Annotated in this window: 18 protein-coding genes; 12 read left to right on the forward strand and 6 right to left on the reverse strand. The window is 69.0% G+C overall.

The features are described 5' to 3' along the window. The first annotated feature begins 174 nt into the window (after positions 1–174). The 4 genes from CK625_RS00590 to CK625_RS00605 are packed head-to-tail and all read left to right on the forward strand — an operon-like array spanning position 175 to position 2,695. On the forward strand, positions 175–1,098 hold the full coding sequence (locus tag CK625_RS00590; protein WP_095538343.1) for a hydroxymethylglutaryl-CoA lyase: 924 nt from the start codon (positions 175–177) through the stop codon (positions 1,096–1,098). Between the two features lie 22 nt (positions 1,099–1,120). After that, positions 1,121–1,696 carry a YbaK/EbsC family protein gene (locus tag CK625_RS00595; RefSeq protein ID WP_238945432.1) on the forward strand — a complete coding sequence of 192 codons (576 nt, stop codon included), beginning with the start codon at positions 1,121–1,123 and terminating at the stop codon, positions 1,694–1,696. Continuing rightward, positions 1,677–1,991: a DUF1289 domain-containing protein gene (locus tag CK625_RS00600; RefSeq protein ID WP_095538345.1), complete on the forward strand. Its 315-nt coding sequence runs from the start codon at positions 1,677–1,679 to the stop codon at positions 1,989–1,991. The genes CK625_RS00595 and CK625_RS00600 overlap by 20 nt, the downstream gene beginning before the upstream one ends. A 38-nt stretch (positions 1,992–2,029) precedes the next feature. Beyond that, the gene (locus CK625_RS00605; protein WP_095538346.1) at positions 2,030–2,695 is read left to right on the forward strand and encodes a 2-hydroxychromene-2-carboxylate isomerase; all 666 of its coding nucleotides are present in this window, start codon (positions 2,030–2,032) and stop codon (positions 2,693–2,695) included. Between the two features lie 22 nt (positions 2,696–2,717). Here the strand turns inward: CK625_RS00605 and CK625_RS13830 are convergent, their stop codons facing one another. After that, the gene (locus CK625_RS13830) at positions 2,718–2,867 is read right to left on the reverse strand and encodes a hypothetical protein (protein ID WP_172425042.1); all 150 of its coding nucleotides are present in this window, start codon (positions 2,865–2,867) and stop codon (positions 2,718–2,720) included. Positions 2,868–3,080: 213 nt separating this feature from the next. On the opposite strand from CK625_RS13830, the gene CK625_RS00610 reads away from it, so the two are divergent. From CK625_RS00610 to CK625_RS13990, 5 genes are all read left to right on the forward strand, one after another. Then, complete coding sequence (locus CK625_RS00610) at positions 3,081–3,800, forward strand: Crp/Fnr family transcriptional regulator (RefSeq protein ID WP_095538347.1); 720 nt, start codon at positions 3,081–3,083, stop codon at positions 3,798–3,800. Positions 3,801–3,978: 178 nt separating this feature from the next. Next, on the forward strand, positions 3,979–5,070 hold the full coding sequence (locus CK625_RS00615; protein ID WP_095538991.1) for a phosphotransferase: 1,092 nt from the start codon (positions 3,979–3,981) through the stop codon (positions 5,068–5,070). 78 nt (positions 5,071–5,148) lie between these two features. Further along, entirely contained in the window at positions 5,149–6,432 is a 1,284-nt protein-coding gene (locus CK625_RS00620; protein WP_095538348.1) for an acyl-CoA dehydrogenase family protein, read from the forward strand. Positions 6,433–6,639: 207 nt separating this feature from the next. Continuing rightward, a complete protein-coding gene (locus tag CK625_RS00625; protein ID WP_095538349.1) occupies positions 6,640–7,116 on the forward strand; it encodes a DNA polymerase III subunit chi in 477 nt (158 codons plus the stop codon). 35 nt (positions 7,117–7,151) lie between these two features. Continuing rightward, on the forward strand, positions 7,152–8,153 hold the full coding sequence (locus CK625_RS13990) for a hypothetical protein (protein WP_238945433.1): 1,002 nt from the start codon (positions 7,152–7,154) through the stop codon (positions 8,151–8,153). A gap of 38 nt (positions 8,154–8,191) precedes the next feature. Here the strand turns inward: CK625_RS13990 and CK625_RS00635 are convergent, their stop codons facing one another. Both CK625_RS00635 and CK625_RS00640 read right to left on the reverse strand, forming a co-directional pair. Further along, positions 8,192–9,472, reverse strand: a complete 1,281-nt coding sequence (locus CK625_RS00635; RefSeq protein ID WP_095538350.1) for a patatin-like phospholipase family protein — start codon at positions 9,470–9,472, stop codon at positions 8,192–8,194. Further along, entirely contained in the window at positions 9,472–10,056 is a 585-nt protein-coding gene (locus CK625_RS00640; protein WP_095538351.1) for a restriction endonuclease, read from the reverse strand. The genes CK625_RS00635 and CK625_RS00640 overlap by 1 nt, the downstream gene beginning before the upstream one ends. Positions 10,057–10,169: 113 nt before the next feature. On the opposite strand from CK625_RS00640, the gene apbC reads away from it, so the two are divergent. The 3 genes from apbC (at position 10,170) to CK625_RS00655 (ending at position 13,562) form a co-directional block, all read left to right on the forward strand. Continuing rightward, positions 10,170–11,252, forward strand: a complete 1,083-nt coding sequence (apbC, locus tag CK625_RS00645; protein WP_095538352.1) for an iron-sulfur cluster carrier protein ApbC — start codon at positions 10,170–10,172, stop codon at positions 11,250–11,252. A 309-nt stretch (positions 11,253–11,561) separates the two neighbouring features. Then, positions 11,562–13,025 carry an MFS transporter gene (locus CK625_RS00650; RefSeq protein WP_238945434.1) on the forward strand — a complete coding sequence of 488 codons (1,464 nt, stop codon included), beginning with the start codon at positions 11,562–11,564 and terminating at the stop codon, positions 13,023–13,025. A 30-nt stretch (positions 13,026–13,055) separates the two neighbouring features. Continuing rightward, positions 13,056–13,562, forward strand: coding sequence for an acyl-CoA thioesterase (locus CK625_RS00655; RefSeq protein WP_095538353.1), 507 nt, complete (start codon positions 13,056–13,058; stop codon positions 13,560–13,562). Positions 13,563–13,781: 219 nt separating this feature from the next. Here CK625_RS00655 and CK625_RS00660 read toward each other — a convergent pair whose 3' ends face one another. The 3 genes from CK625_RS00660 to CK625_RS00670 form a co-directional block, all read right to left on the reverse strand. Further along, positions 13,782–16,487 (reverse strand): choice-of-anchor D domain-containing protein, encoded by a 2,706-nt coding sequence (locus tag CK625_RS00660; RefSeq protein ID WP_172425043.1) that lies wholly within the window; start codon positions 16,485–16,487, stop codon positions 13,782–13,784. Positions 16,488–16,765: 278 nt separating this feature from the next. Further along, entirely contained in the window at positions 16,766–17,824 is a 1,059-nt protein-coding gene (locus tag CK625_RS13995) for an OmpA family protein (RefSeq protein WP_238945435.1), read from the reverse strand. A 142-nt stretch (positions 17,825–17,966) separates the two neighbouring features. Further along, the gene (locus CK625_RS00670; protein WP_143326125.1) at positions 17,967–19,463 is read right to left on the reverse strand and encodes a hypothetical protein; all 1,497 of its coding nucleotides are present in this window, start codon (positions 19,461–19,463) and stop codon (positions 17,967–17,969) included. Between the last annotated feature and the right edge of the window lie 13 nt (positions 19,464–19,476).

The following is a 19,476-nucleotide window of genomic DNA, read 5'->3' on the forward strand; positions in this document are numbered from 1 at the left end:
GAACAGGCCTGACGTTTTGCTGCCCCGGCGGGCGGCGCAATGGATGACACACAGGCCTGCCCGGGGCGACCGGGCAGGCGCGCGCAGCGCATGGGCCGGGCCGGCCATTAGGCCCTGGCCCATGCGCTGCGCGCTGGCGTTTTCTTCTTCACACCTCTTCAGGAGCCCCAAGCCATGGCACTGCCCAGCAAAGTCAAACTGGTGGAAGTCGGCCCGCGCGATGGCCTGCAAAACGAAAAACAACTGGTGCCGGCCGAGGTCAAGATCGGCCTGGTGCAGCGCCTGCAGGATGCGGGCCTGAAGGAGATCGAGGTCACCAGCTTCGTCTCGCCCAAATGGGTGCCGCAAATGGCCGACAACAGCCAGGTCATGGCCGGCATCGAGCGCCGAGCCGGGGTGCGCTACTCGGTGCTGGTGCCCAACATGAAGGGGCTGGAGGCGGCCCTGCCCAGCCAGCCCGATGAGATCGTGGTCTTTGCCTCGGCCAGCGAAACCTTCAGCCAGAAGAACATCAACTGCTCGATCGCCGAGAGCATCGAGCGCTTTGCGCCGGTGGTGGAGGCCGCGCGGGCGCGGGGCATTTACGTGCGCGGCGCCATGTCCTGCACCGTCGGCTGCCCGTATGAGGGGGAGGTCTCGCCCCAGCAGGTCGAGTCGCTGGCGCGCCAGCTCAAGGCCATCGGCGTGCAGCACGCCGGCGTGGCCGACACCATTGGCGTGGGCACGCCGCTGAAGGTGCAGCGCGCCATCGAGGCCACGCTCAAGCACTACGCGCTCGATGACGTCTCGGGCCACTTCCATGACACCTACGGCCAGGGCGTGGCCAATACGCTGGCGGCCCTGCAGCTGGGCGTGTGGCAATTCGATGCGGCCGTCGCCGGCCTGGGCGGCTGCCCCTACGCCAAGGGCGCCACCGGCAACGTGGCCACCGAGGACGTGGTCTACATGCTGCACGGCATGGGCATCGAGACGGGCATCGACCTGGACAAGCTGGTCGATGCCGGGCTGTACATCAGCCAGTTCCTGCAGCGCCCGTCCAGCTCGCGCGCGGGCACGGCCATCGCCAAGAAGCGGCCCGAGGCCGTGGCCTGCGGCTGAGGCGGGGGCCAGCGCCTTGGCCTTGCGCAAGCTGCCAGCAGGCGCGCAGCCCCAGTCGCTGCCACTGCCCGAACAGCCGCCCGCGAGGCTGCCCGAGCCAGTGCAGCGCGTGCAACAGGCCCTGCGCGCCTGGCCGCAGCTGGGGCCGCCGCGGTGGCTGGGGCAGCCCGCGCGCAGCCTGCGGCAGACCGCTGCGCTGCTGGGCGTGGCGCCGGGCCAGCTGGCGCGCGGGCAGGTGCTGCGGCGCCTGGCCGATGATGCGCCGGTGCTGGTCATGGCGGCGGGCGATCGCCAGGTCGATCGCGCCAAGGTCTGCCGCCTGCTCGGGGAAGTGGGCCGCGCCGATGCCCGCTTCGTGCGGGAGCGCACAGGCTTTGCCACAGGGGCCGTCGCGCCGCTGGGCCATCGCGAGCCGGTGCTGTGTTTGCTGGACGAGAGCCTGCAGCGCTTTGATGCGCTCTGGGCCTGGTGCGGCCATGCGCGCGCGCTGCTGGCGCTCAGCCCGGCGCAATTGCACCACTGCACGGACGCCCCGTGGGCCGATGTGGTGCGGACTTTCCCACGGGGCTTGCCCAGCCATGCCGCCATCCCAGGCTGAAGACAGGCCGCCTGACCCGGTGCAGGCGGCGCAGCGCCTGCTGGCGCGGGCCCGGCAGCTGCGCGCGCAGGGCTTGCTGCACGATGGCGCGCCGCAGCCGCCGCCTTCGCCCTGCATCCAGGTGTGCGCCATGAGCGCCGAGCCATCGGCAGCCGATGCGCCAGCGCCCCATTGCCTGGGCTGCTACCGCCAGCTCGATGAAATCGCCCAATGGGGCCAGGCCAGCGCGGCGCGCAAGCGCGCCATCTGGCAGGCCATGCTGCAGCGCGCCGCCGCACGCCTGGGCCAGCCTTGATGGCCTCAGGTCCCCAACCCCTCAATGCAAGACCCGCCATGCAGCCCATCCATTTTTATTTCGACTTTGTCTCGCCCTATGCCCACCTGGCATTTCACGCCTTGCCGCAGGCGCTCAAGGGCGGCAGCTATCAGGTGCTGTACAAGCCGGTGCTGCTGGGGGCCTTGTTCAAGGCCCAGGGCGTGACATCGCCGGCCAGCATTGCCAGCAAGCACGGCTGGATCCGGCGCCACACGCAGTGGCTGGCCGCGCAGCATGCCCAGGCGCAGCAAGGCCTGGCAGAGCAGGAGCCCGGCACGCTGCCGGCGGCCATGCAGGCGCAGCAGGCGGGCTTTGCCTGGCCGGCCCAGCACCCCTTCAACAGCCTGCCGCTGCTGCGCCTGGCCATGGCCTGCAGCACGGACGGCTGCATCAACCGCTACACGGCGCAGTGCATCTTTGAGCACGTCTGGCAGTCCGGCGGCGCCGACGCCCTGCAGCCCGAGCGCCTGGCGCAGCTGGAGCAACGCCTGGCGCAGCAGCTGCGCGTCGAGGGCGGCCCAAACGGCGCGGCCTGCAAGGAGCTGCTGCGCGCCAACACCGACCAGGCGCAGGCCGCAGGCGTCTTTGGCGTGCCGGCCTTCGTCGTCGCTGGCCAGCTGTTCTGGGGCCTGGATGCCCTGCCCATGCTGCGCGAGCAGATCGTGGGCGCAGGCCTTTCTTGAGAGCCAGGCGCCGAGCGCCTGCTCAGCGTGGGGCTTGCGCGCCGCCGGCTGGCGCCGTCACCGCCCCCGCCGGGGCAGCGGGCTTTTTGCTTTTGAGCGTGCTGAACATGCCGTAGAAGACCACGGCAGTGATGGCCAGCAGCACGAACAGGCTGGTCAGAAGTCGTTTCATGGCGGGCATGGGAGAGCGCGGCGACAGTGCCAGCGGGCACTGTAATGGCATTTGTGCGCCAGGCCCGCGCGCCGCGCCGGCAGGGCCGGCATTTGTGCGTATCATCGCGCGCGCACGTGCGCCGCCCAGCGCGATGATGGGCGCTGCGCAGCTGCCTTTGCATTGCCGCCCGCCGCAGCGGGCAGGCGGTGCCAGTCACTCAAAAGACACGCCATGGACGAACCTATTCTTACCATGCAGGAACGCGAGGCGATCAATGCAGGTCGCTGGTTCAACACACTTTCGCCGACGCTGCGGCACGATATCCTGCGATGTGCATACGTCAAACGCTACAAGGACGGCGCGCTGATCTGCGCGCGCGGCGATCCGCCCGAGGAGTGGATCGCCTGCGCCAAGGGCGCGGTGCGCGTGAGCTCGACCTCGTTGACGGGCAAGCAGATCACGCTGACCTACGTCGAGCCGGGCATCTGGTTTGGCGACGTGGCCTTGCTCGATGGCGACAAGCGCACCCACGATGCCTATGCGCACGGCAACACCACCATCGTGGGGGTGAGCAAGAGCGATTTCTTCAAGATCCTGCAGACCCATGTGGAGTTCTACCAGGCCATTTTGCGCCTGCATGCGCGGCGCATCCGCGGCCTGTATGGGCTGGTCGAGGACCTGAACACCCTGCCGCTGCGCGCGCGTCTGGCCAAGCAGCTGCTGCACCTGGCGCGCAGCTACGGCATTGCCGACCTCAGCGGCGGCAACCACATCCGCATTGGCCTGCAGCTGGCGCAGGAGGAGCTGGCGCAGCTGCTGGGCGCTTCGCGCCAGCGCGTCAACCAGGAGCTCAAGGCCATGGAGCGCGAGGGCATCATCCGCATCGAAACGGGCGGCCTGGTGGTGCTCGACCGCGAGGCGCTGCTGCGCATTGGCGAGGCGGCCACGTAGCCGCCTGCCCAGCCCTGCTGCGGGCGCAACCGAAACCAGAGACAGAACCGGCACGCCGCAACCGGCGCGCGCACCAGGGATTGCCCCTGGCGCGCGCGCCGGTTGCGGCGTTGTCATTGCGCGCGCGCCGCGCCGCCTTGCGGCGGCATGAATGGAACAAGCAAACGATGGAGATGGCATGAGTGATTTCGAGCATTTCGTGGGCACGCGCGAGGTCAGCGCGCAGCACGCCTTCGATACGGCGGCGCTGCAGCGCTGGATGCAGCAGCACGTTGAGGGCTTTGAGGGCCCGCTGTCGGTGGCCATGTTCAAGGGCGGGCAATCCAACCCGACCTATGAGCTGACGAGCCCGACGCAGCGCTATGTGATGCGCGCCAAGCCCGGGCCGGTGGCCAAGCTGCTGCCCTCGGCCCATGCCATCGAGCGCGAGTTCGCCGTGATGCGCGCGCTGGCAGGCACGCCCGTGCCGGTGCCGCGCATGTATGCGCTGTGCGAGGACGAATCGGTCATTGGCCGGGCCTTCTACATCATGGAGTTCAAGAGCGGCCGTGTGCTGTGGGACCAGGCGCTGCCTGGCCTGAGCGCGCAGGAGCGCAGCGCCATCTACGACGAGATGAACCGCGTCATCGCCGCGCTGCACTCGGTGGACTACCGCGCCTGCGGGCTGGGCGATTTTGGCCGACCGGGCAATTACTTCGAGCGCCAGATCGGCCGCTGGAGCAAGCAGTACCGCGCCAGCGAGACCGCGCCCATCGAGGCCATGGACCGGCTCATCGAATGGCTGCCGGCCAACATCCCGGCCTCGGCGCGCGACGAGCGCCTCAGCGCCATCGTGCACGGCGACTTCCGGCTGGACAACCTGATGTTCGCCAACGATGCGCCGCAGGCCATCGCCGTGCTGGACTGGGAGCTGAGCACCATCGGCCACCCCTTTGCCGACTTCAGCTACCACTGCATGGCCTGGCACATCCCCAGCGGCGTGTTCCGCGGCATTGCCGACGTGCCCTATGCCAGCCTGGGCATCCCCAGCGAGCAGGAATACATCCGTCGCTATTGCGAGCGCACCGGCTTTGCCACGGCCGAGCAGCTGACGGCCGACTGGAACTTCTACCTGGCCTACAACATGTTCCGCCTCGCGGCCATCTTGCAGGGCGTGGCCAAGCGCGCCCAGCAGGGGCTGGCCAGCAGCGCGCGCGCCAAGGCCCAGGGCGAGAACACGCGCCCATTGGCCGAGATGGCCTGGCGCAAGGCGCAGCAGGCCGGCGCCTGATGGCCATTTGCCAAGGCGTGAGCGCCGCCCTGTGCGCCGCCGCGCCCAACCCGATCCCGACCAAGAAGGAGCACAGCGATGGACTTTGACTACTCTGACAAGACCAAGGCCTTGCAGGACAAGCTGCAGCAGTTCATGCAGCAGCACATCTACCCCAACGAGCAGGCCTACCACGAGGAGATGCAGGCCAACACGGCCGCCGGCAAGCGCTGGACGCCGCTGCAGACCATCGAGAAGCTCAAGCCCATCGCGCGCCAGCAGGGCCTGTGGAACCTGTTTTTGCCCGTGGACACGGCCGCCGCCTCGGGCTACGAGGGCGCGGGGCTGACCAACCAGGAATACGCGCCGCTGGCCGAGATCATGGGCCGCGTGCCCTGGGCCTCGGAGGTGTTCAACTGCTCGGCGCCCGACACCGGCAACATGGAGACGCTGGCGCGCTACGGCAGCGAGGAGATCAAGCAGCGCTGGCTCAAGCCCCTGCTCGAAGGCGAGATTCGCTCGGCCTTTGCCATGACCGAGCCGGCCGTGGCCTCCAGCGACGCCACCAACATCGAGACGCGCATCGAGCGCCAGGGCGACGAATACGTCATCAATGGCCGCAAGTGGTGGATCTCCGGCGCGGGCGACCCGCGCTGCAAGGTCTTCATCACCATGGGCAAGAGCGACTTTGACGCGCCACGCCACGCCCAGCAAAGCATGATCGTCGTGCCGGCCGACACGCCGGGCGTGAAAATCCTGCGCCCGCTGAGCGTGCTGGGCTACGACGACGCGCCGCATGGCCACATGGAAATGGTGTTTGAAAACGTGCGCGTGCCCGCGGCCAACATCCTGCTGGGCGAAGGCCGTGGCTTCGAGATCGCCCAGGGCCGCCTGGGGCCGGGGCGCATCCACCACTGCATGCGCCTGATCGGCCAGGCCGAGCGCGCGCTGGAATACCTGTGCCGCCGCGCGCTCAGCCGCGTGGCCTTCGGCAAGACCATCGCCCAGCAGACCGTCACGCAGGAGCGCATCGCCCAGGCGCGCTGCGAGATCGACATGGCGCGCCTGCTCACGCTCAAGGCCGCCTGGATGATGGACACCGTGGGCAACAAGGTCGCGCGCACCGAAATCGCCATGATCAAGGTCGTGGCCCCCAGCATGGCCTGCCGCGTCATCGACTGGGCCATCCAGGTGCACGGCGGTGGCGGCCTCAGCGACGACTTCCCGCTGGCCTACAGCTACGCCAACGCCCGCACGCTGCGCTTTGCCGATGGCCCCGACGAGGTGCACCGCAACGCCATTGCCAAGTGGGAGCTGGGCAAATACGCCGATACGCCGCCCAAGGCCGGCGAGATGGAGCCGCCGGTCACGCGCGGATTCTGATGCCTTGGGACAGGCGCTTGCTCTGTTCACGGGCGCGACGCGCAGGCCCACAACAGAGCGCACAAAGCCCCGCCTGGCCAGCAGCCCGGCGGGGCTTTGTGCCGTTTGCAGGGCCGTTGTGCAGCGGTACGCGGTCGTGTGCGGTCGCGGCCAGCCATCGTGCGCAGGCCCGGCGCTGCGGGCAGGGCTTGGCTGGATAATGCGCCCATGACGGACGTGCATTTCTACTTCAACGTGCCCGACAAGCTGCACTTTGCCTGCCGCCTGGCGCGCAAGGCCTTCATGCAGCAAACGCCGCTGCTGCTCAGCGCCGCGCCGCAGCAGCTGCAGCAGCTCGACGCCATGCTCTGGCAGATGGCCCCGGCCGATTTCGTCGCCCACGACTGGCTGGATGCGCCGCCAGGCCAGGCCAGCGCCGCCGCAGCGCCTGCCGCGCCCGGCGTGCAGGCGCCCATCTTGCTGTGCGAGCGCATCGACCCGCAGGCCTTGCACGGCCGGGTCCACGCCCTGCTCAGCCTGTGGGATGAGGTGCCGGCGGGCTTCAGCCATTTCGAGCATTTGTATGAGCTGGTCTCGCCCGACGCCCACGACCGCCAGCGCGCCCGCCAGCGCTGGCGGCACTACCAGCAGCGTGGCTACGCCATCCTCAGCCACGATCTGGGCCAGGCCGCCGCCGGCGCCTGATCGGGCCGCCCAGCCAGCCACCGAGGATTTTTGCCATGACTGAGAGCGCACACAATCCATGCCGCCCCCTGGCCGTGCCCACGCTGACCGACATCGTGCAGGCCCAGCCGGGCGCCGAGGCCGCCGATGCTGCCCAGGCCCCTGCAGCCAACGATGCGCAGCCGCCAGCGCAGGCCCGCGCGCAGGCCCGCATGCAGGCCGCCGTGCCAGCGGACATCCCAACGGACATCCCGGTGGACATCCCGGCGGACATGCCGGTGCCGCTGGCGCAAATCCCCACGCTGATGCCCGAGCCCCAGGCCGATGCGGCGCTGCGCACCTCGCGCTACATCGAGCGCGCGCTGCACGCCGTCGGGGGCGGGGCAGGCGAAGCGCAGCCGCCGCAGCCCGAGCCGCCTGCGCCGAACGATCCGAGCGCGCCGAACGCGCAGGGCGCGCCAGCCTGGCTGGACGCCTTCGACGATCTGCAGCCTTTGCACAAGCCCTATGCCAACGGGCCGCAGGTGCTGCACGGCCTGCAAGGCGATGCCTCAATGCCGCCTGGCGGCGCAGCCGCTGCCTTGGCCATGCAGGCGCCGCCGCCGCGCGATGCGGCCAGCGAACTGGCCGAGCGCGTGGCCTGGGAAATGCTGCAGCTGGGCCAGCTCGCCCCGGCGCAGCCCGCGCCACTGCAGCCCGTGCAGCCGCCTGCCATGGCCGAGCCGCCGCAGGCCGCTGCCGAGCAGGCCGATGGTTTTTGCGCCGTGGCGGCCCGGGCCGCGCAAGCTGATACTTGGCCGGATGCCGCCGCCTTGCGCGGGCTGTTGCCGGGCGACTTCGAGGAGCAGCTGGTGCACCGGGTCATGCAGCGCGTTGACGCCGTGCTCACCGACCGGGTGGGCGAGGTCATCGCCGCCGTCATCGAGCGCCAGACCCGCTCGCTGCTGCCCAGCATCCGCGAGGAGCTGGAATTTGCCATCCGCAAAAGCGTGTACGAGGCCATGGCCGATGAGCTGGCCGGCATCCAGGCCAGCGGCCTGGCGGGCAAGCCGCAGTAAGGCTGCGGGCTGCGCCGCCGCCAGCGCGGCGCGCTGCCTCAAGGCATGCCGGGTGGGGCCTGCCAGCCCATGAAATCCAGCACCTGCTGGCTGCGGCGCAGCGTGTCTTGCTCGCCCAGCGCGATCAGCTCCTGCGTGAAGGCGGCCTCGAACAGCAGATAGCTCACCAGGGCCGAATGGCCCAGCTCGCGCGCATCGCTGCCCGTGCCCAGCGCCCCCAGCAGGGCGCGGATGCTGGCGGGCAACTGCTGCAGGTGGCGCGCGGCCAGCGCGTCGATGTCCTGCGATGGGGTGATGGCCAGCAGCTCGATGGGGCGCAACTGGCTTTGCGCCTGCTGCTCCGGCGTGAGCAGGCGCAGCGTCTGGTTGATGCGCTGCAGGCGCTCGATGTCGGTGGCCAGGGTGTCCAGGAAGATGCTCGAGAGCGCGTGCCCGGCGATCTGCGCCAGCGAAGGCGCGCTGGCGCCTGCGGCGCTTCCCGCCGTTGTCACGCCGCGCCCCACGCCAATGACCAGAATGCGTTGCGCGCCCAGGTGGATGGCCGGGGCCATGGGCGCCTGCTGGCGCATGGAGCCATCGCCGAAGAATTCCACCCCGTGCGGCAGGGCCAGCTCTTGCGCGGCAAAGACGAAGGGGATGGCCGCCGAGGCCAGCAAATGCCCATGGTGCAGGGCCGTGGCGCAGGCCAGGTGCAGCGAGCGCTGCCAGGGCTGGATGGGCGTGGCCGATTGGTAAAAGCTCATGTGGCGGCCGCTGCTGTAGCTGGAGGCCGTCACCGCCACGGCGCGCAGGTGGCCGCGCTCGATCAGCGCCGGGATGCGCGCCATGGCAATGCGCGCTTGCAGCAGCTCGGCCAGCGGTTGATTCTCCAGCAGCGCCTGCGGCTGGCCGCGCCGCCAGCGCGCCACGGCCCAGCCCAGCGAGAGCAGGCGCAGCCAGCGCGTGCCGCTGCGCAGCACGCTCCAGGAATCGCTGCGGTAGACCTGCTCGGTGTGCAGTCCGGCCCAGGTCTGTTCGAGCTGCGCGACGGCGTGCTCGAAATGGTCGGCCCCGCTGGCCAGCGCGGCCACGTTGATGGCCCCGGCCGAGGTGCCCACCAGGATGCCGAACGGGCTTTGCCGCAGCCGCTGCGGCTGCGAGCCATGCAGGCGCGCCAGGGCCTTGAGCACGCCGACCTGGTAGGCGGCGCGCGCCCCGCCGCCGCAGCACACCAGGGCAGTCTGCGCCGCGCGCTGCTGCTGGGCATGGCGCGCGGCCGATGGCGGCGGCCGGCTCGGGTGGGAGGGGCAGGGCGCGGCGGCGTGCGGCACGGCAGCCATCAGGCGCCGGGGCGCTTGCCCAGCAGGAACAGCGACAGGGCCTCGCCCAGCCAGACCTGAATGTTGTGCTCGCGCGCAAAACGCTGCGCGGGCGGGCTGAGCTCGCCGCCGGCGGCGATGTACAGCCCGTGGCCGATGCCGCTGTCCTCCATGGCGCGGGCCAGTTGGCGCAGTGGCTCCAGCCCATGCACCGAGGCCTTCCAGCGGCGCGCCAGCACCAGGGTGTACTGGCCTTCGCGGGTGATGCGCCAGTCCGCGCCGGGGTGTTCGGGCGCGCTGGCGTGGATGCCCTGCAGACGCCAGCCTTGTTGCAGGCGCCGGGAGAAATCCTCCCAGCTCAGCTGTGTGGCCTCCTGCAGGACCTGGCTGCGCTTTTCATCGCTGGGGGCATGCCACTGCTGCCAGGCGGCCACGGCCCCCACGATCAGCAGCGGCAAGGTGCCGGTCAGGGCCAGCAGCACATATTCGCGCGGCATCAGCGCCGCCAGGGCCGCGCCCAGCACGGCGGCCAGCATAATGCTGACCCACCACGGAGAGCGCAGCAGCAGGCCGAAAAGCGAATGGCGTGGAATGGTGAATTTCACGGCAAAAACGCAGCGAACAGGCAAGAGATGGCCACGGCAATTGGCTGGGCTGCGCGCGCAGGCCCCGGCCGCCGTGGCTTTGCCTTTGGATTGATGAAAACAGTGGATTGACTATGGCAGTGCAGCAAGAGCGCCTGCTCGCAGAGCTGGCGAGTGTAAGAGATATTTTTACGGGCGAGGACTTTGCCTCGCCCAAGCGCATGCAGGCGCACATTGAGGGCGAGCAGGTGCAGCTGCGCGTGCGCATGCCGTACCCGGCGCAGTCGCAGCAGGCGCTGTGGCGCGAGCAGCTCACGCAGGCCGCGCAGCGCGCCGGCGCCGGGCAGGTGCAGCTGCAGTTCGAGCTGGAGGTGGCCGCCCATGCGGTGCGCCCAGGGCTGACGCCGCTGCCGCAGGTGCGCAACATCATCGCCGTGGCCTCGGGCAAGGGCGGCGTGGGCAAGAGCACCACGGCCGTCAACCTGGCGCTGGCGCTGGCGCAGGAGGGCGCGCGCGTAGGCCTGCTCGATGCCGATGTCTACGGCCCCAGCTTGCCGATGATGCTGGGCCTGGACCAACGCCCCGAGAGCCTGGACGGCAAGAGCATGCAGCCGCTGCAACGCCACGGCGTGCAGGCCATGTCCATTGGCTTTCTGGCCCGGCCCGACGACGCCATGATCTGGCGCGGGCCCATGGCCGTGCAGGCGCTGGAGCAAATGTTGCGCCAGACCAATTGGGACGATCTGGACTACCTGCTCATCGACATGCCGCCGGGCACCGGCGACATCCACCTGAGCCTGAGCCAGCGCGTGCCGCTGACCGGCGCGATCATCGTCACCACGCCGCAGGACATCGCGCTGCTCGATGCGCGCAAGGGTATCCGCATGTTTGAGAAGGTCGGCGTGCCCATCCTGGGCCTGGTGGAGAACATGGCCATGCACGTGTGCAGCCAGTGCGGCCACATCGAGCACGTGTTCGGCCAGGACGGCGGCCAGCGCCTGGCGGCCGAGCTGGGCCTGGCCTATCTGGGCGCACTGCCGCTGGACATGCAAATCCGTTTGCAGGCCGATGGCGGCAGCCCCAGCGTGGTGGCCGAGCCTGAAGGCCCCATCGCGGCGCAGTACCGCCACATCGCGCTGCAGGCCGCAGCCAAGGTGGCGCTGCGCGGCCGGGACTATTCGCAGCGCCTGGCCGGCATCAAGGTCAGCGCGCAGTAGGGCTGTTGAGATTGGGTTTGCGAAGCGGTTTTTCGAGACAAAAGCCGCAGATGCATGGCGAAAACGCGCGCAAGGCCAGAACACCTTGCAAGCCTTTCCAACGCAGCGGTTGCGGTTTTTTGATCGAAAACACTGCCGCAACACTCAAGCTCAACAACTCTTAGAGCGTGTCATGCGCTTTGCGCTCCCCGCAAAGCCGCGCCATAGTCCCAAAGCCATGGCTGCGAGCTGTGCGTGAGATGGCTCTTTGCAGCCCAGCCCCAACCACTTCTTGCCCAATCGCGCCGAGACTTTGAACAGGCTCTTACCGTGCCCGCCGCCGATCTTCTGCACCCCCCAGCGCCCACCACGGCCACTGCCCAGGCCACGGCCGACCAGGCCGATGGCCTGCCGCCGGCGCAGCGGCGCAAGGCGGTGGTCGTGATTTTGCTGGGCCTGGTGCTGGTGGTGCTCGATGGCTCCATCGTGACGCTGGCGCTGCCCAGGATTGCGCGCGCGTTTGACGTGCCAGCGGCCTCGGCTGTCTGGGTCGTCACGGGCTATCAGCTGGCCGTGCTGGGGCTGCTGCTGCCCATGGCCTCGCTGGGCGAGCGCCTGGGCTACCGCCGCGTGTATCTGTGGGGCATGGGCCTGTTTGCCTGCGCCGCGCTGCTGTGCGCGCTGGCGCCGGCGCTGTGGCTGCTGGTGCTGTGCCGTGCGGCGCAGGGCGTGGCCGGCGCGGCCGTCATGGGCGTCAATGCCGCGTTGGTGCGCCAGGTCTACCCCAGCGCCTTGCTGGGGCGTGGCATTGCCTTGAATGCCATGACCGTGGCCATGGCCGCCGTGGCCGGCCCGGCGCTGGCCTCGCTGGTGCTGTCGCTGCTGTCCTGGCACTGGCTGTTTGCGCTGGGCGTGCCGCTGGCGCTGGCCGTGGTGCTGCTGGGGCGGCGCCATCTGCCGGTGGGCCAGTGCAGCGGGCGCACGCCGTTTTCGGCGCTGGACTGGCTGCTCAACATCCTGGCCTTCGGGCTGCTGTTCTGGGCTGTGGATGCGCTGGCCGCGCATGGCCTGTCGCACTGGCTGGCCCATGGCCACTGGGGCTGGCACGGCCGCCTGGGCGCGACCGCTCTGGGGCTGAGCCTGCTGCTGTGGGTTTGGCATGTGCGCCGCCAGCGCCGCCTGCCCGAGCCTCTGCTGCCGCTGGATTTGCTGCGCATCCCGGTGTTTGCGCTGTCCATGTGCGCCTCGGTGATGGCGTTTGCGGCGCAGATGCTCAGCTTCATCGCCCTGCCGTTTCTGAGCCTGAGCATCCTGCACCATGCGCCGTGGCAGACGGGCCTGTTGGTGAGCATGTGGCCCCTGGCCATTGCGCTGGTGGCGCCGTGGGCCGGGCGCAGCATCGGGCGCTTTCCCGGCGCGGTGCTGGGTGCGCTGGGCATGCTGCTGCTGGCGGCCGGACTGTTGCTGCTGGCCTTGCTGCCCCTGCATGCGCCGCTGTGGGCCCTGGGCTGCGCGGCCTGGCTGTGCGGCGCGGGCTTTGGCCTGTTTCAGTCGCCCAACAACCACATCATCCTCACGGCTGGGCCGCGCACGCGCAGCGGCGCCGCAGGCGGCATGCTGGGCACGGCCCGGCTGACGGGCCAATCGCTGGGCGCGGCGCTGGCCGCCGGCGTGTTCACGCTGTGGCCGCCGCCGCAACACCTGGGCGGGCCGCAAACCGCTTTCGCGCTGGCCGCCGGCTGTGCATTGCTGGCCGCCCTGGCCAGCGTGCTGCGCCGCAGCCGCCCTTTTTGAACATGCCCTTCTTTTTTTGACAGATCGACCATGCACACTGCCAACCCTTCTTCGCCGGCTTCCGCTGTTCGGCCCGAGCCCTTGCCGCGCAGCGCCTTTGCCGCCTTCGAGCGCATCGACACGCGCTGGAGCGACAACGACATTTACGGCCACGTCAACAACGTCGTTTACTACAGCTGGTTTGATACGGCCGTCAACCGCCACCTCATCGCCCAGGGCGTGCTGGACATCCATGCCGGCGGCGTCATCGGCCTGGTGATCGAGACCCAATGCAATTACTTCGCGCCGCTGGCCTTCCCGCAGGCCATTGAGGTGGGCCTGCGCACCGCGCACATGGGGCGCTCCAGCGTGCGCTATGAGCTGGGCATCTTCGCCCAAGGCCAGGCGCTGTGCGCCGCGCGCGGGCATTTCGTGCACGTCTACGTTGACCGCGACAGCCGCCGCCCCGTGCCCTTGCCCGAGCCGCTGCGCCAGGCCCTGCAGCGCCTGCAAATGCCCAGTGATGAATCGGCCCACAAGGCGGGCGCCGAGCGCTGAAGGCGCTTGGATCTGCTGCCACGTGATGGCGGCGGCCCCAGCGCGCAGGCGCCTATGAAAAACGGCCCCGTCCATGGCTTCGCGCCATGAACGGGGCCGTTTGGGGTTTTGCGCGCCTCAATGAGGATGAGGCGGCGGCTTGCCCGCTTCGCCCTGCCTGCTGCCAACTGGCTTCACACCAGCTTGGCAGCGGGCAGGCCGCCCGGGCTCATGGCATGGTCATGCCTTGCGCCGCAGGCCGCGCTGCAGCAGGCCGGTGGCGCCCAGGCCCAGCGAGAGCAGCAACAGCAGCAGCGGCGCCAGCGCCGGCACGGGTGTTGCGCCCAGCGGCACGCCGCCACGCAGGCGCACGATGGTCGGGCTGCCTGCGGCATCGTGGCTGAAGTGCAGCTCAGCCTCTTGCAGGCCGGTGGCTGCCGGCTTGAACCGCACCTGCACCGTGCAGCTTGCACCAGGTGCCAGCGTCGCCACATTGCAGGTGCCCACATCCAGCACGAAGGCTGCGGCATTGGGGCCTGCCAGCGAGGGCGGGCTTGTCAAGGTCAGCGCTGCCGTGCCACTGTTGGTGAAGGTGATGGTGGCCGGTGCAGACTCATTGCCCACGGCGATCACGCCAAATTCCCAGTGGCCGACCGAGACCTGCGCAGTGGGCGCTGGCGCAGCCTGGCCCACGCCGCGCAGGGCCACGGTCGATGGGCTGCCCGCGCCGTTGTGGGCAATGCTCAGCGCGCCATTGGCAGGGCCTGCAGCGGTGGGCTTGAAGACCACATTGACGGTGCAGCTGTTGCTCGGGGCAATGTTCACCCCGGCGGTGCAGGTGCTGCCAGCGGCGATCTCAAAGGGGCCGGACACGGCAGGGGCTGCGCTCAAGGTCAGCGGGCCTGTGCCGTTGTTGGTCAAGGTCACCGTTTGGGCTGCCGAACTGGCGCCTACCGTGGCATTGCCAAGATCGAGCGAGGTGTGCGAGAGCTGCACGCCCGGTGTGAGCGCCACGCCCACGCCCTGCAGGGCCACGGTCGATGGGCTGCCCGCGCCGTTGTGGGCAATGCTCAGCGTGCCGTTGGCTGGGCCAGCGGCTGTGGGCTTGAAGACCACGCTGATGGTGCAGCTGTCACCTGCGGCGATGTTTGCGTCGGCGGTGCAGGTGCTGCCGGCGGCGATCTCGAAGGGACCGGATACGGTGGGCGCTGCGCTCAAGGTCAGCGGGCCTGTGCCGTTGTTGGTCAAGGTCACCGTTTTGGCTGCCGAACTGGCGCCTACCGTGGCATTGCCAAGATCCAGCGTGGCGGGCGAGAGCTGCACATTGGGTGCTGGCGCAGCCTGGCCCACGCCGCGCAGGGTGACGGTTGATGGGCTGCCAGCAGCATTGTGGGCAATGGTCAGCGAGCCATTGGCTGGGCCAACGGCCGTGGGCTTGAAGACCACGTTGACGGTGCAGCTGTTACCAGGGGCAATGTCCATGTTGGCTGTGCAGGTGCCGCCGGCGATCTGGAAGGGGGCAGCAACTGTAGGCGCTGCGTCCAAGCGCAGCGAAGCCGAGCCATTGTTGGTCAGCGTCACGGTTTGCGCTGGCGAGGTGCTGTTGAGTGCAATGCCGCTGAAGTTGAGCGCGCTGGTGCTCAACTGCGCATTGGGGGCCGCGGCATTGACGCCCTGGCCTCTCAAAGACAATTCGCTGACATTGGGCGTGCCATTGTGCGTGATGCGCAGCAGCTCTTGTGCATTGCCTGCACTGGCAGGCGTAAAGCGCAGCCGCACGGTGCAGGTGCTGCCTGCGGCCACGGGGGTGCCCACAGCGCAGCTGCCACCGGCGGTGACGCTGAAAGGCGCGGGGGCCGTGATTTGCGTCAGATTCAAAGGCGCGTTGCCACTATTGCGCACCGTCACGTCTTGCTGGGCATTGCCCCCCACGGTGACGGCCCCGAAATTCACGGGATCGGGCGTCAGCTGCACGGCGGGCATCGGGGCTGCAACCCCGGTGCCGTTCAGTGCCACGGTGGTGGTGGCCGGCGAGGCGTTGTGCTTGAAGGTCAGCGAGCCCGACGAGCCGCCCAGTGCCGTAGGCGCGTACGTCACGGCGACTGTGCAACTCTGGCTGGCCGCCAGCGTGGTGTTGGCCGCACAGGTCGTGCCGGCTGCGGCAATGGCAAAAGGCGCGGCGACGCTGGGCGCCTGCGTCAGCGTCAAAGCGGCCGTGCCTTGGTTGGTCAAGGTCACCGTTTGGGCGGCAGAAGTTTGCCCTTGCACCACATTGCCGAAATTCAGCACCGTGGGCGCCACTGCGGCAATCACCGTGCCAGTCGAAGGCGTGCCGTAGAGATGGCGGCAGGCTGCGATGTCGTCGGGCTGCAGAGTCTGGGATGGGTTGGGGGAGTAACTCGTCAGTGGCGGGCCGGACATCACGACATCATCCACATCGGAGTGGGCAATGCCCATCATGTGGCCCAGCTCATGGATGATGGTTTTGTTGCTGGCCCGGTAGCGCGAAGACAGCCAGACATCGCCTTCTTTGGCCTGGCCGTTGGACGTGCCCACGCCGCCTGTGCCCGCAACGCTGTTGTTGCCTGGGTCGTGCCAGCCGATCGTGCTCTGGCCATCAAAGCTGCCATTGAGTGCCAGCCCTGGCAGATTGGTGGTCGTGCCCTTGTAGACAAAGCGCACATTGCACACCGTCTGCCATTGCTGCATGCCGTTTTGCAGCGCCGCAACGGCTTCATCGGCGGAGGCATAGGCAGCGGGCCGGTTGGCATCGTTGTAGTACCACTGGATTTCCCCGCCAGCGAAGCCGGAGGTGACATGGTCGAACAGCTTGAACTTCTCCAGCAGGTCTTGCCAAGGGGCTTGGTAGACCACGCGGAAGTCGCCTTGCTCGTAGATGTGAGGGGGCTGCGGCGATGGGCTTTCCTGCCCATGGGCCCCTGCCATAGGGAGCAATGCGGCGCCGATGGCCAGTATGCCAAGCGCGCCAATATGTCTAGATACCATGAATCTCCTCCGGCTGTTGCAGAAAAAAGCAATGGGCTTCAAGTGTAACAGCGGTCTTTGCATACCAGCCCTCTTGGCGCTACTTGGATTTTGAAGGCTGTGCGTCTGTGTGGATGGGGGCTGCGGCCTTTGTGTAGTGTTTGCTTGAGGCAAGAAAAAACGCCGCGCAACAGGCATTGCGCGGCGTTTGGGTTGGCTGGAGGTTGAAGTTGCGGCCTTCAGGGGGCGAGGCGCACCTCGACGCGGCGGGCTTCGGCATTGTCGCCGCTGCCGGTGTGCGACTGGGGCTTTTCCAGCGTGATGCGCTCCTGGGGCACGCCCAGCTCAAGCAGCGTGCGCTGCACGGCCTGGGCGCGTTTCTTGGCCAGCTCTTCATTGAAGGCGGCATTGCCCGTGGGGTCGGTGTAGCCGGAAATCACCGCGCTTTGCCCTGCGGCCACGGCGGCCACGACTTCGGCCAGCGCCTGGGCTGCGCCGTTGGCCAGTTCATCGCTGGCCACGCCGAAGTAGAACTTGACCACGCCGCCTTCGACGGCCACGCGCGGGCCATCCTGTGCGGCGCTGTTGGGCTGGGCCATGGGCTGTGCGACAGGCGAGGGGGTCTGCACCTCGGCGATGGGTGCTGGCACAGGGTTCACGGGAGTGGGCGCAGGGGGGGCGACAGGCGTTGCTGGGGAGACGGCGCTGGCGGGGGCTGGCTGGGGCAGTACCACCACCTCCACGCGCTGGGCCTGCAGCCAGTCGGCGCTCAGGGGGTCGCTCTGCACTTCGGCCAGCAGCAGCTGCGATGCGGGCACGCCCAGGCTGCGCAGCAGCTCATACACCTGGTGACCACGCTGCTTGGGCAGCAGGGCATTGGCCGCGGTCTGGGATTGGGTGCCGTTGAACGGCAGGATGTGCAGCTTGCCGCCTGCGCGCAGGCGCTCCAGCAGCGGGGCCAGGATGGGCTCGGCCTGCGCGCTGCCAGGCGCGGCGGCGCTGTCTTGCGCGAACAGGAAGGTGGCCATGGAGCCGGTCAACTCCACCCTGGGGATGTTGCCCGCAGCGGCCACAGGGGCGCTGCCGGGGCTGACCGAGGCGCGGGTGCCGGGCGCGCTGCCAGGGCCGACGGAGGCATGGGTGGCCTGCGGCTGAACCACAGGCGGCGGTGCAACGGCCTTGTTGCGCTTGAGCGCGCCGGCCGTGGCAAACCACAGCACGCCGGCGACGATCAGGCCGATGAGGGTGAAGACGAGAAACAGTGCAATGCGCGAATCCTTGTCGTTTTCCTGGGTCATGGTGTGTCCTTGGCGCTGGGGGCGGCAGGCGCTGAGCGCTGGTGAAAGTGATGAACAGGCCGGCGCACTGTGGCGCCAGGCGGCATGGCAGCGCGCATTGTATGCGCAGGGTAGGGGCGGGTTTGCGATGGCGTGGGCGGCGTTACTGGGCGAGCGGGGCGAAGGGCAGTTGCAGGGCTGTGGCGCGCGCGCTGTCATGCAGCGGGATGTGCAAGGCCCAAGTGCCATCGGGCAAGGTGGTGATCTCTGGCGTGCTGCCGGGCAGGTGCAGCTCGGCAGGGCGCTGCGCGAACAGGGCCTGCCAGGCTTGCAGCGCCGGTGCGCCAGCGGCAGGCGCAGGTGCGGGCTGCATGCGCAGCCACAGCAGGCTGGCGATGGCGCGGCGCGTGGCTTCGCGGTCGTGCAGGCGCTGCGGGTAGCTGGGCTGGGCTGCAAAAATAGGCTCGCCTGTATTCCATAAGCAGGCTCTGGGAGCCAAAGCGCAAGCAGCTTGCCAGGCGATGGCCTGGGCGTGGGCGGCTCCCAGCGCGTGCAGCCGGGCGAAATCGGCCTGGGACAGCGCTTGCTGGGCCTCGGGCGTGCAGGCCCAGGCGTAATGGGGGGCGCTGAGGCGGCGCAGGGTGTGGTCGTGGCTCCAGGCGGGCAGCAGCGCAATCAAGATGCGTTGCCAGCGCTTGGCGTGGGAATGCTGCGCTCCGCTTTCCAGGCCGCTGCCTTCCAGAAAGGCGTCGCGCGCCCACGAGGGCAGGGGGTGGCGCAGGGCGCCCAGGCTGAATTGGTATTCATTGCGGGCGATGTCGCACAAGGACTGGGCGTGATCGGGCTGCGGAGCAAAGGCCTGTAGACAGTTTGAAGGCGCCTGGACTTGGGGCGCGTGGTAGAGCATGTCGGCCAGCAGCGCGGCGCTTTGGCGCAACTGCGCGGCGGCAACCATTTGGGCGATGAGGGTGCTGTGCGGGCCTTGCAGCAGGCGTTGCATGGTGTCGGTGTGTTGGCACAGGCCGTGCATGGCCTGTTCGGGCTGGCTGCTCCAGAACTGCACGGCGTATTGGGTGGCCGGGTAGAACAGGTGTTGGTAAGAGGGCAGCGGCGTGTCCATGCGCCAGGCGAAGGGTTGGCTGACGTAGCGGTAGTCGGCCAGTGCGGCGATGCGTTGGAGCAGCGCTTGGTGCGCCTGGATTTGGGCCTGAAAGCGCGGCAGATCGGCGCGCACGCGCTGCAGGCAGGGTTGCTCGTCCCAAACGCGGCACCAGCTGGCGTGTTCCTGCGGCGTCAGCTCGGCAAAGCGCTCGGAAGGGGCTTGCCAGGCATCGCCACGGTAGCTGGCGAAGTGCTCCACATCCTGCCAGGCCACGGCCTGTTGCTGCTCTGCCGGGACGTCGCGCGCCAGCAGCCACAGAGCGGCGAAGCCGTCTTGCGGGCTGGCCTGGGCAAGGTTGGCTGGCGTGGCGGCTGGATTGCGCAAGGTGGCCAGCGCCTGCTGCTGCGCTGGCGTGGGGCCGCGCAGCAGCGCCCAGATGGCCAGGCCCGCCCACAGCAAAGCAATGCCCAGTGCCAGCAGGCCCAGGGTTTTGAGCAGGCGCGCCAGCCAGGTGCGCAGCCATGCGCGCGACTGCATTGAGCGGTCGGATGGGGGCATGTTGGCAGCGTAT

The sequence above is a fragment of the Vandammella animalimorsus genome (assembly GCF_002285265.1).
GTDB lineage: Bacteria > Pseudomonadota > Gammaproteobacteria > Burkholderiales > Burkholderiaceae_C > Lampropedia.

What these genes read in the sequence shown, in the direction of transcription:
- CK625_RS00590 (WP_095538343.1), top strand. Translation starts at nt 175, where the DNA reads ATGGCACTGCCCAGCAAAGTCAAACTGGTGGAAGTCGGCCCGCGCGAT.
- CK625_RS00600 (WP_095538345.1), top strand. Translation starts at nt 1,677, where the DNA reads ATGCCGCCATCCCAGGCTGAAGACAGGCCGCCTGACCCGGTGCAGGCG.
- CK625_RS00605 (WP_095538346.1), top strand. Translation starts at nt 2,030, where the DNA reads ATGCAGCCCATCCATTTTTATTTCGACTTTGTCTCGCCCTATGCCCAC.
- CK625_RS13830 (WP_172425042.1), bottom strand. Translation starts at nt 2,867, where the DNA reads ATGAAACGACTTCTGACCAGCCTGTTCGTGCTGCTGGCCATCACTGCC.
- CK625_RS00610 (WP_095538347.1), top strand. Translation starts at nt 3,081, where the DNA reads ATGGACGAACCTATTCTTACCATGCAGGAACGCGAGGCGATCAATGCA.
- CK625_RS00615 (WP_095538991.1), top strand. Translation starts at nt 3,979, where the DNA reads ATGAGTGATTTCGAGCATTTCGTGGGCACGCGCGAGGTCAGCGCGCAG.
- CK625_RS00620 (WP_095538348.1), top strand. Translation starts at nt 5,149, where the DNA reads ATGGACTTTGACTACTCTGACAAGACCAAGGCCTTGCAGGACAAGCTG.
- CK625_RS00625 (WP_095538349.1), top strand. Translation starts at nt 6,640, where the DNA reads ATGACGGACGTGCATTTCTACTTCAACGTGCCCGACAAGCTGCACTTT.
- CK625_RS13990 (WP_238945433.1), top strand. Translation starts at nt 7,152, where the DNA reads ATGACTGAGAGCGCACACAATCCATGCCGCCCCCTGGCCGTGCCCACG.
- CK625_RS00635 (WP_095538350.1), bottom strand. Translation starts at nt 9,472, where the DNA reads ATGGCTGCCGTGCCGCACGCCGCCGCGCCCTGCCCCTCCCACCCGAGC.
- apbC (WP_095538352.1), top strand. Translation starts at nt 10,170, where the DNA reads ATGGCAGTGCAGCAAGAGCGCCTGCTCGCAGAGCTGGCGAGTGTAAGA.
- CK625_RS00655 (WP_095538353.1), top strand. Translation starts at nt 13,056, where the DNA reads ATGCACACTGCCAACCCTTCTTCGCCGGCTTCCGCTGTTCGGCCCGAG.
- CK625_RS00660 (WP_172425043.1), bottom strand. Translation starts at nt 16,487, where the DNA reads ATGGCAGGGGCCCATGGGCAGGAAAGCCCATCGCCGCAGCCCCCTCAC.
- CK625_RS13995 (WP_238945435.1), bottom strand. Translation starts at nt 17,824, where the DNA reads ATGACCCAGGAAAACGACAAGGATTCGCGCATTGCACTGTTTCTCGTC.
- CK625_RS00670 (WP_143326125.1), bottom strand. Translation starts at nt 19,463, where the DNA reads ATGCCCCCATCCGACCGCTCAATGCAGTCGCGCGCATGGCTGCGCACC.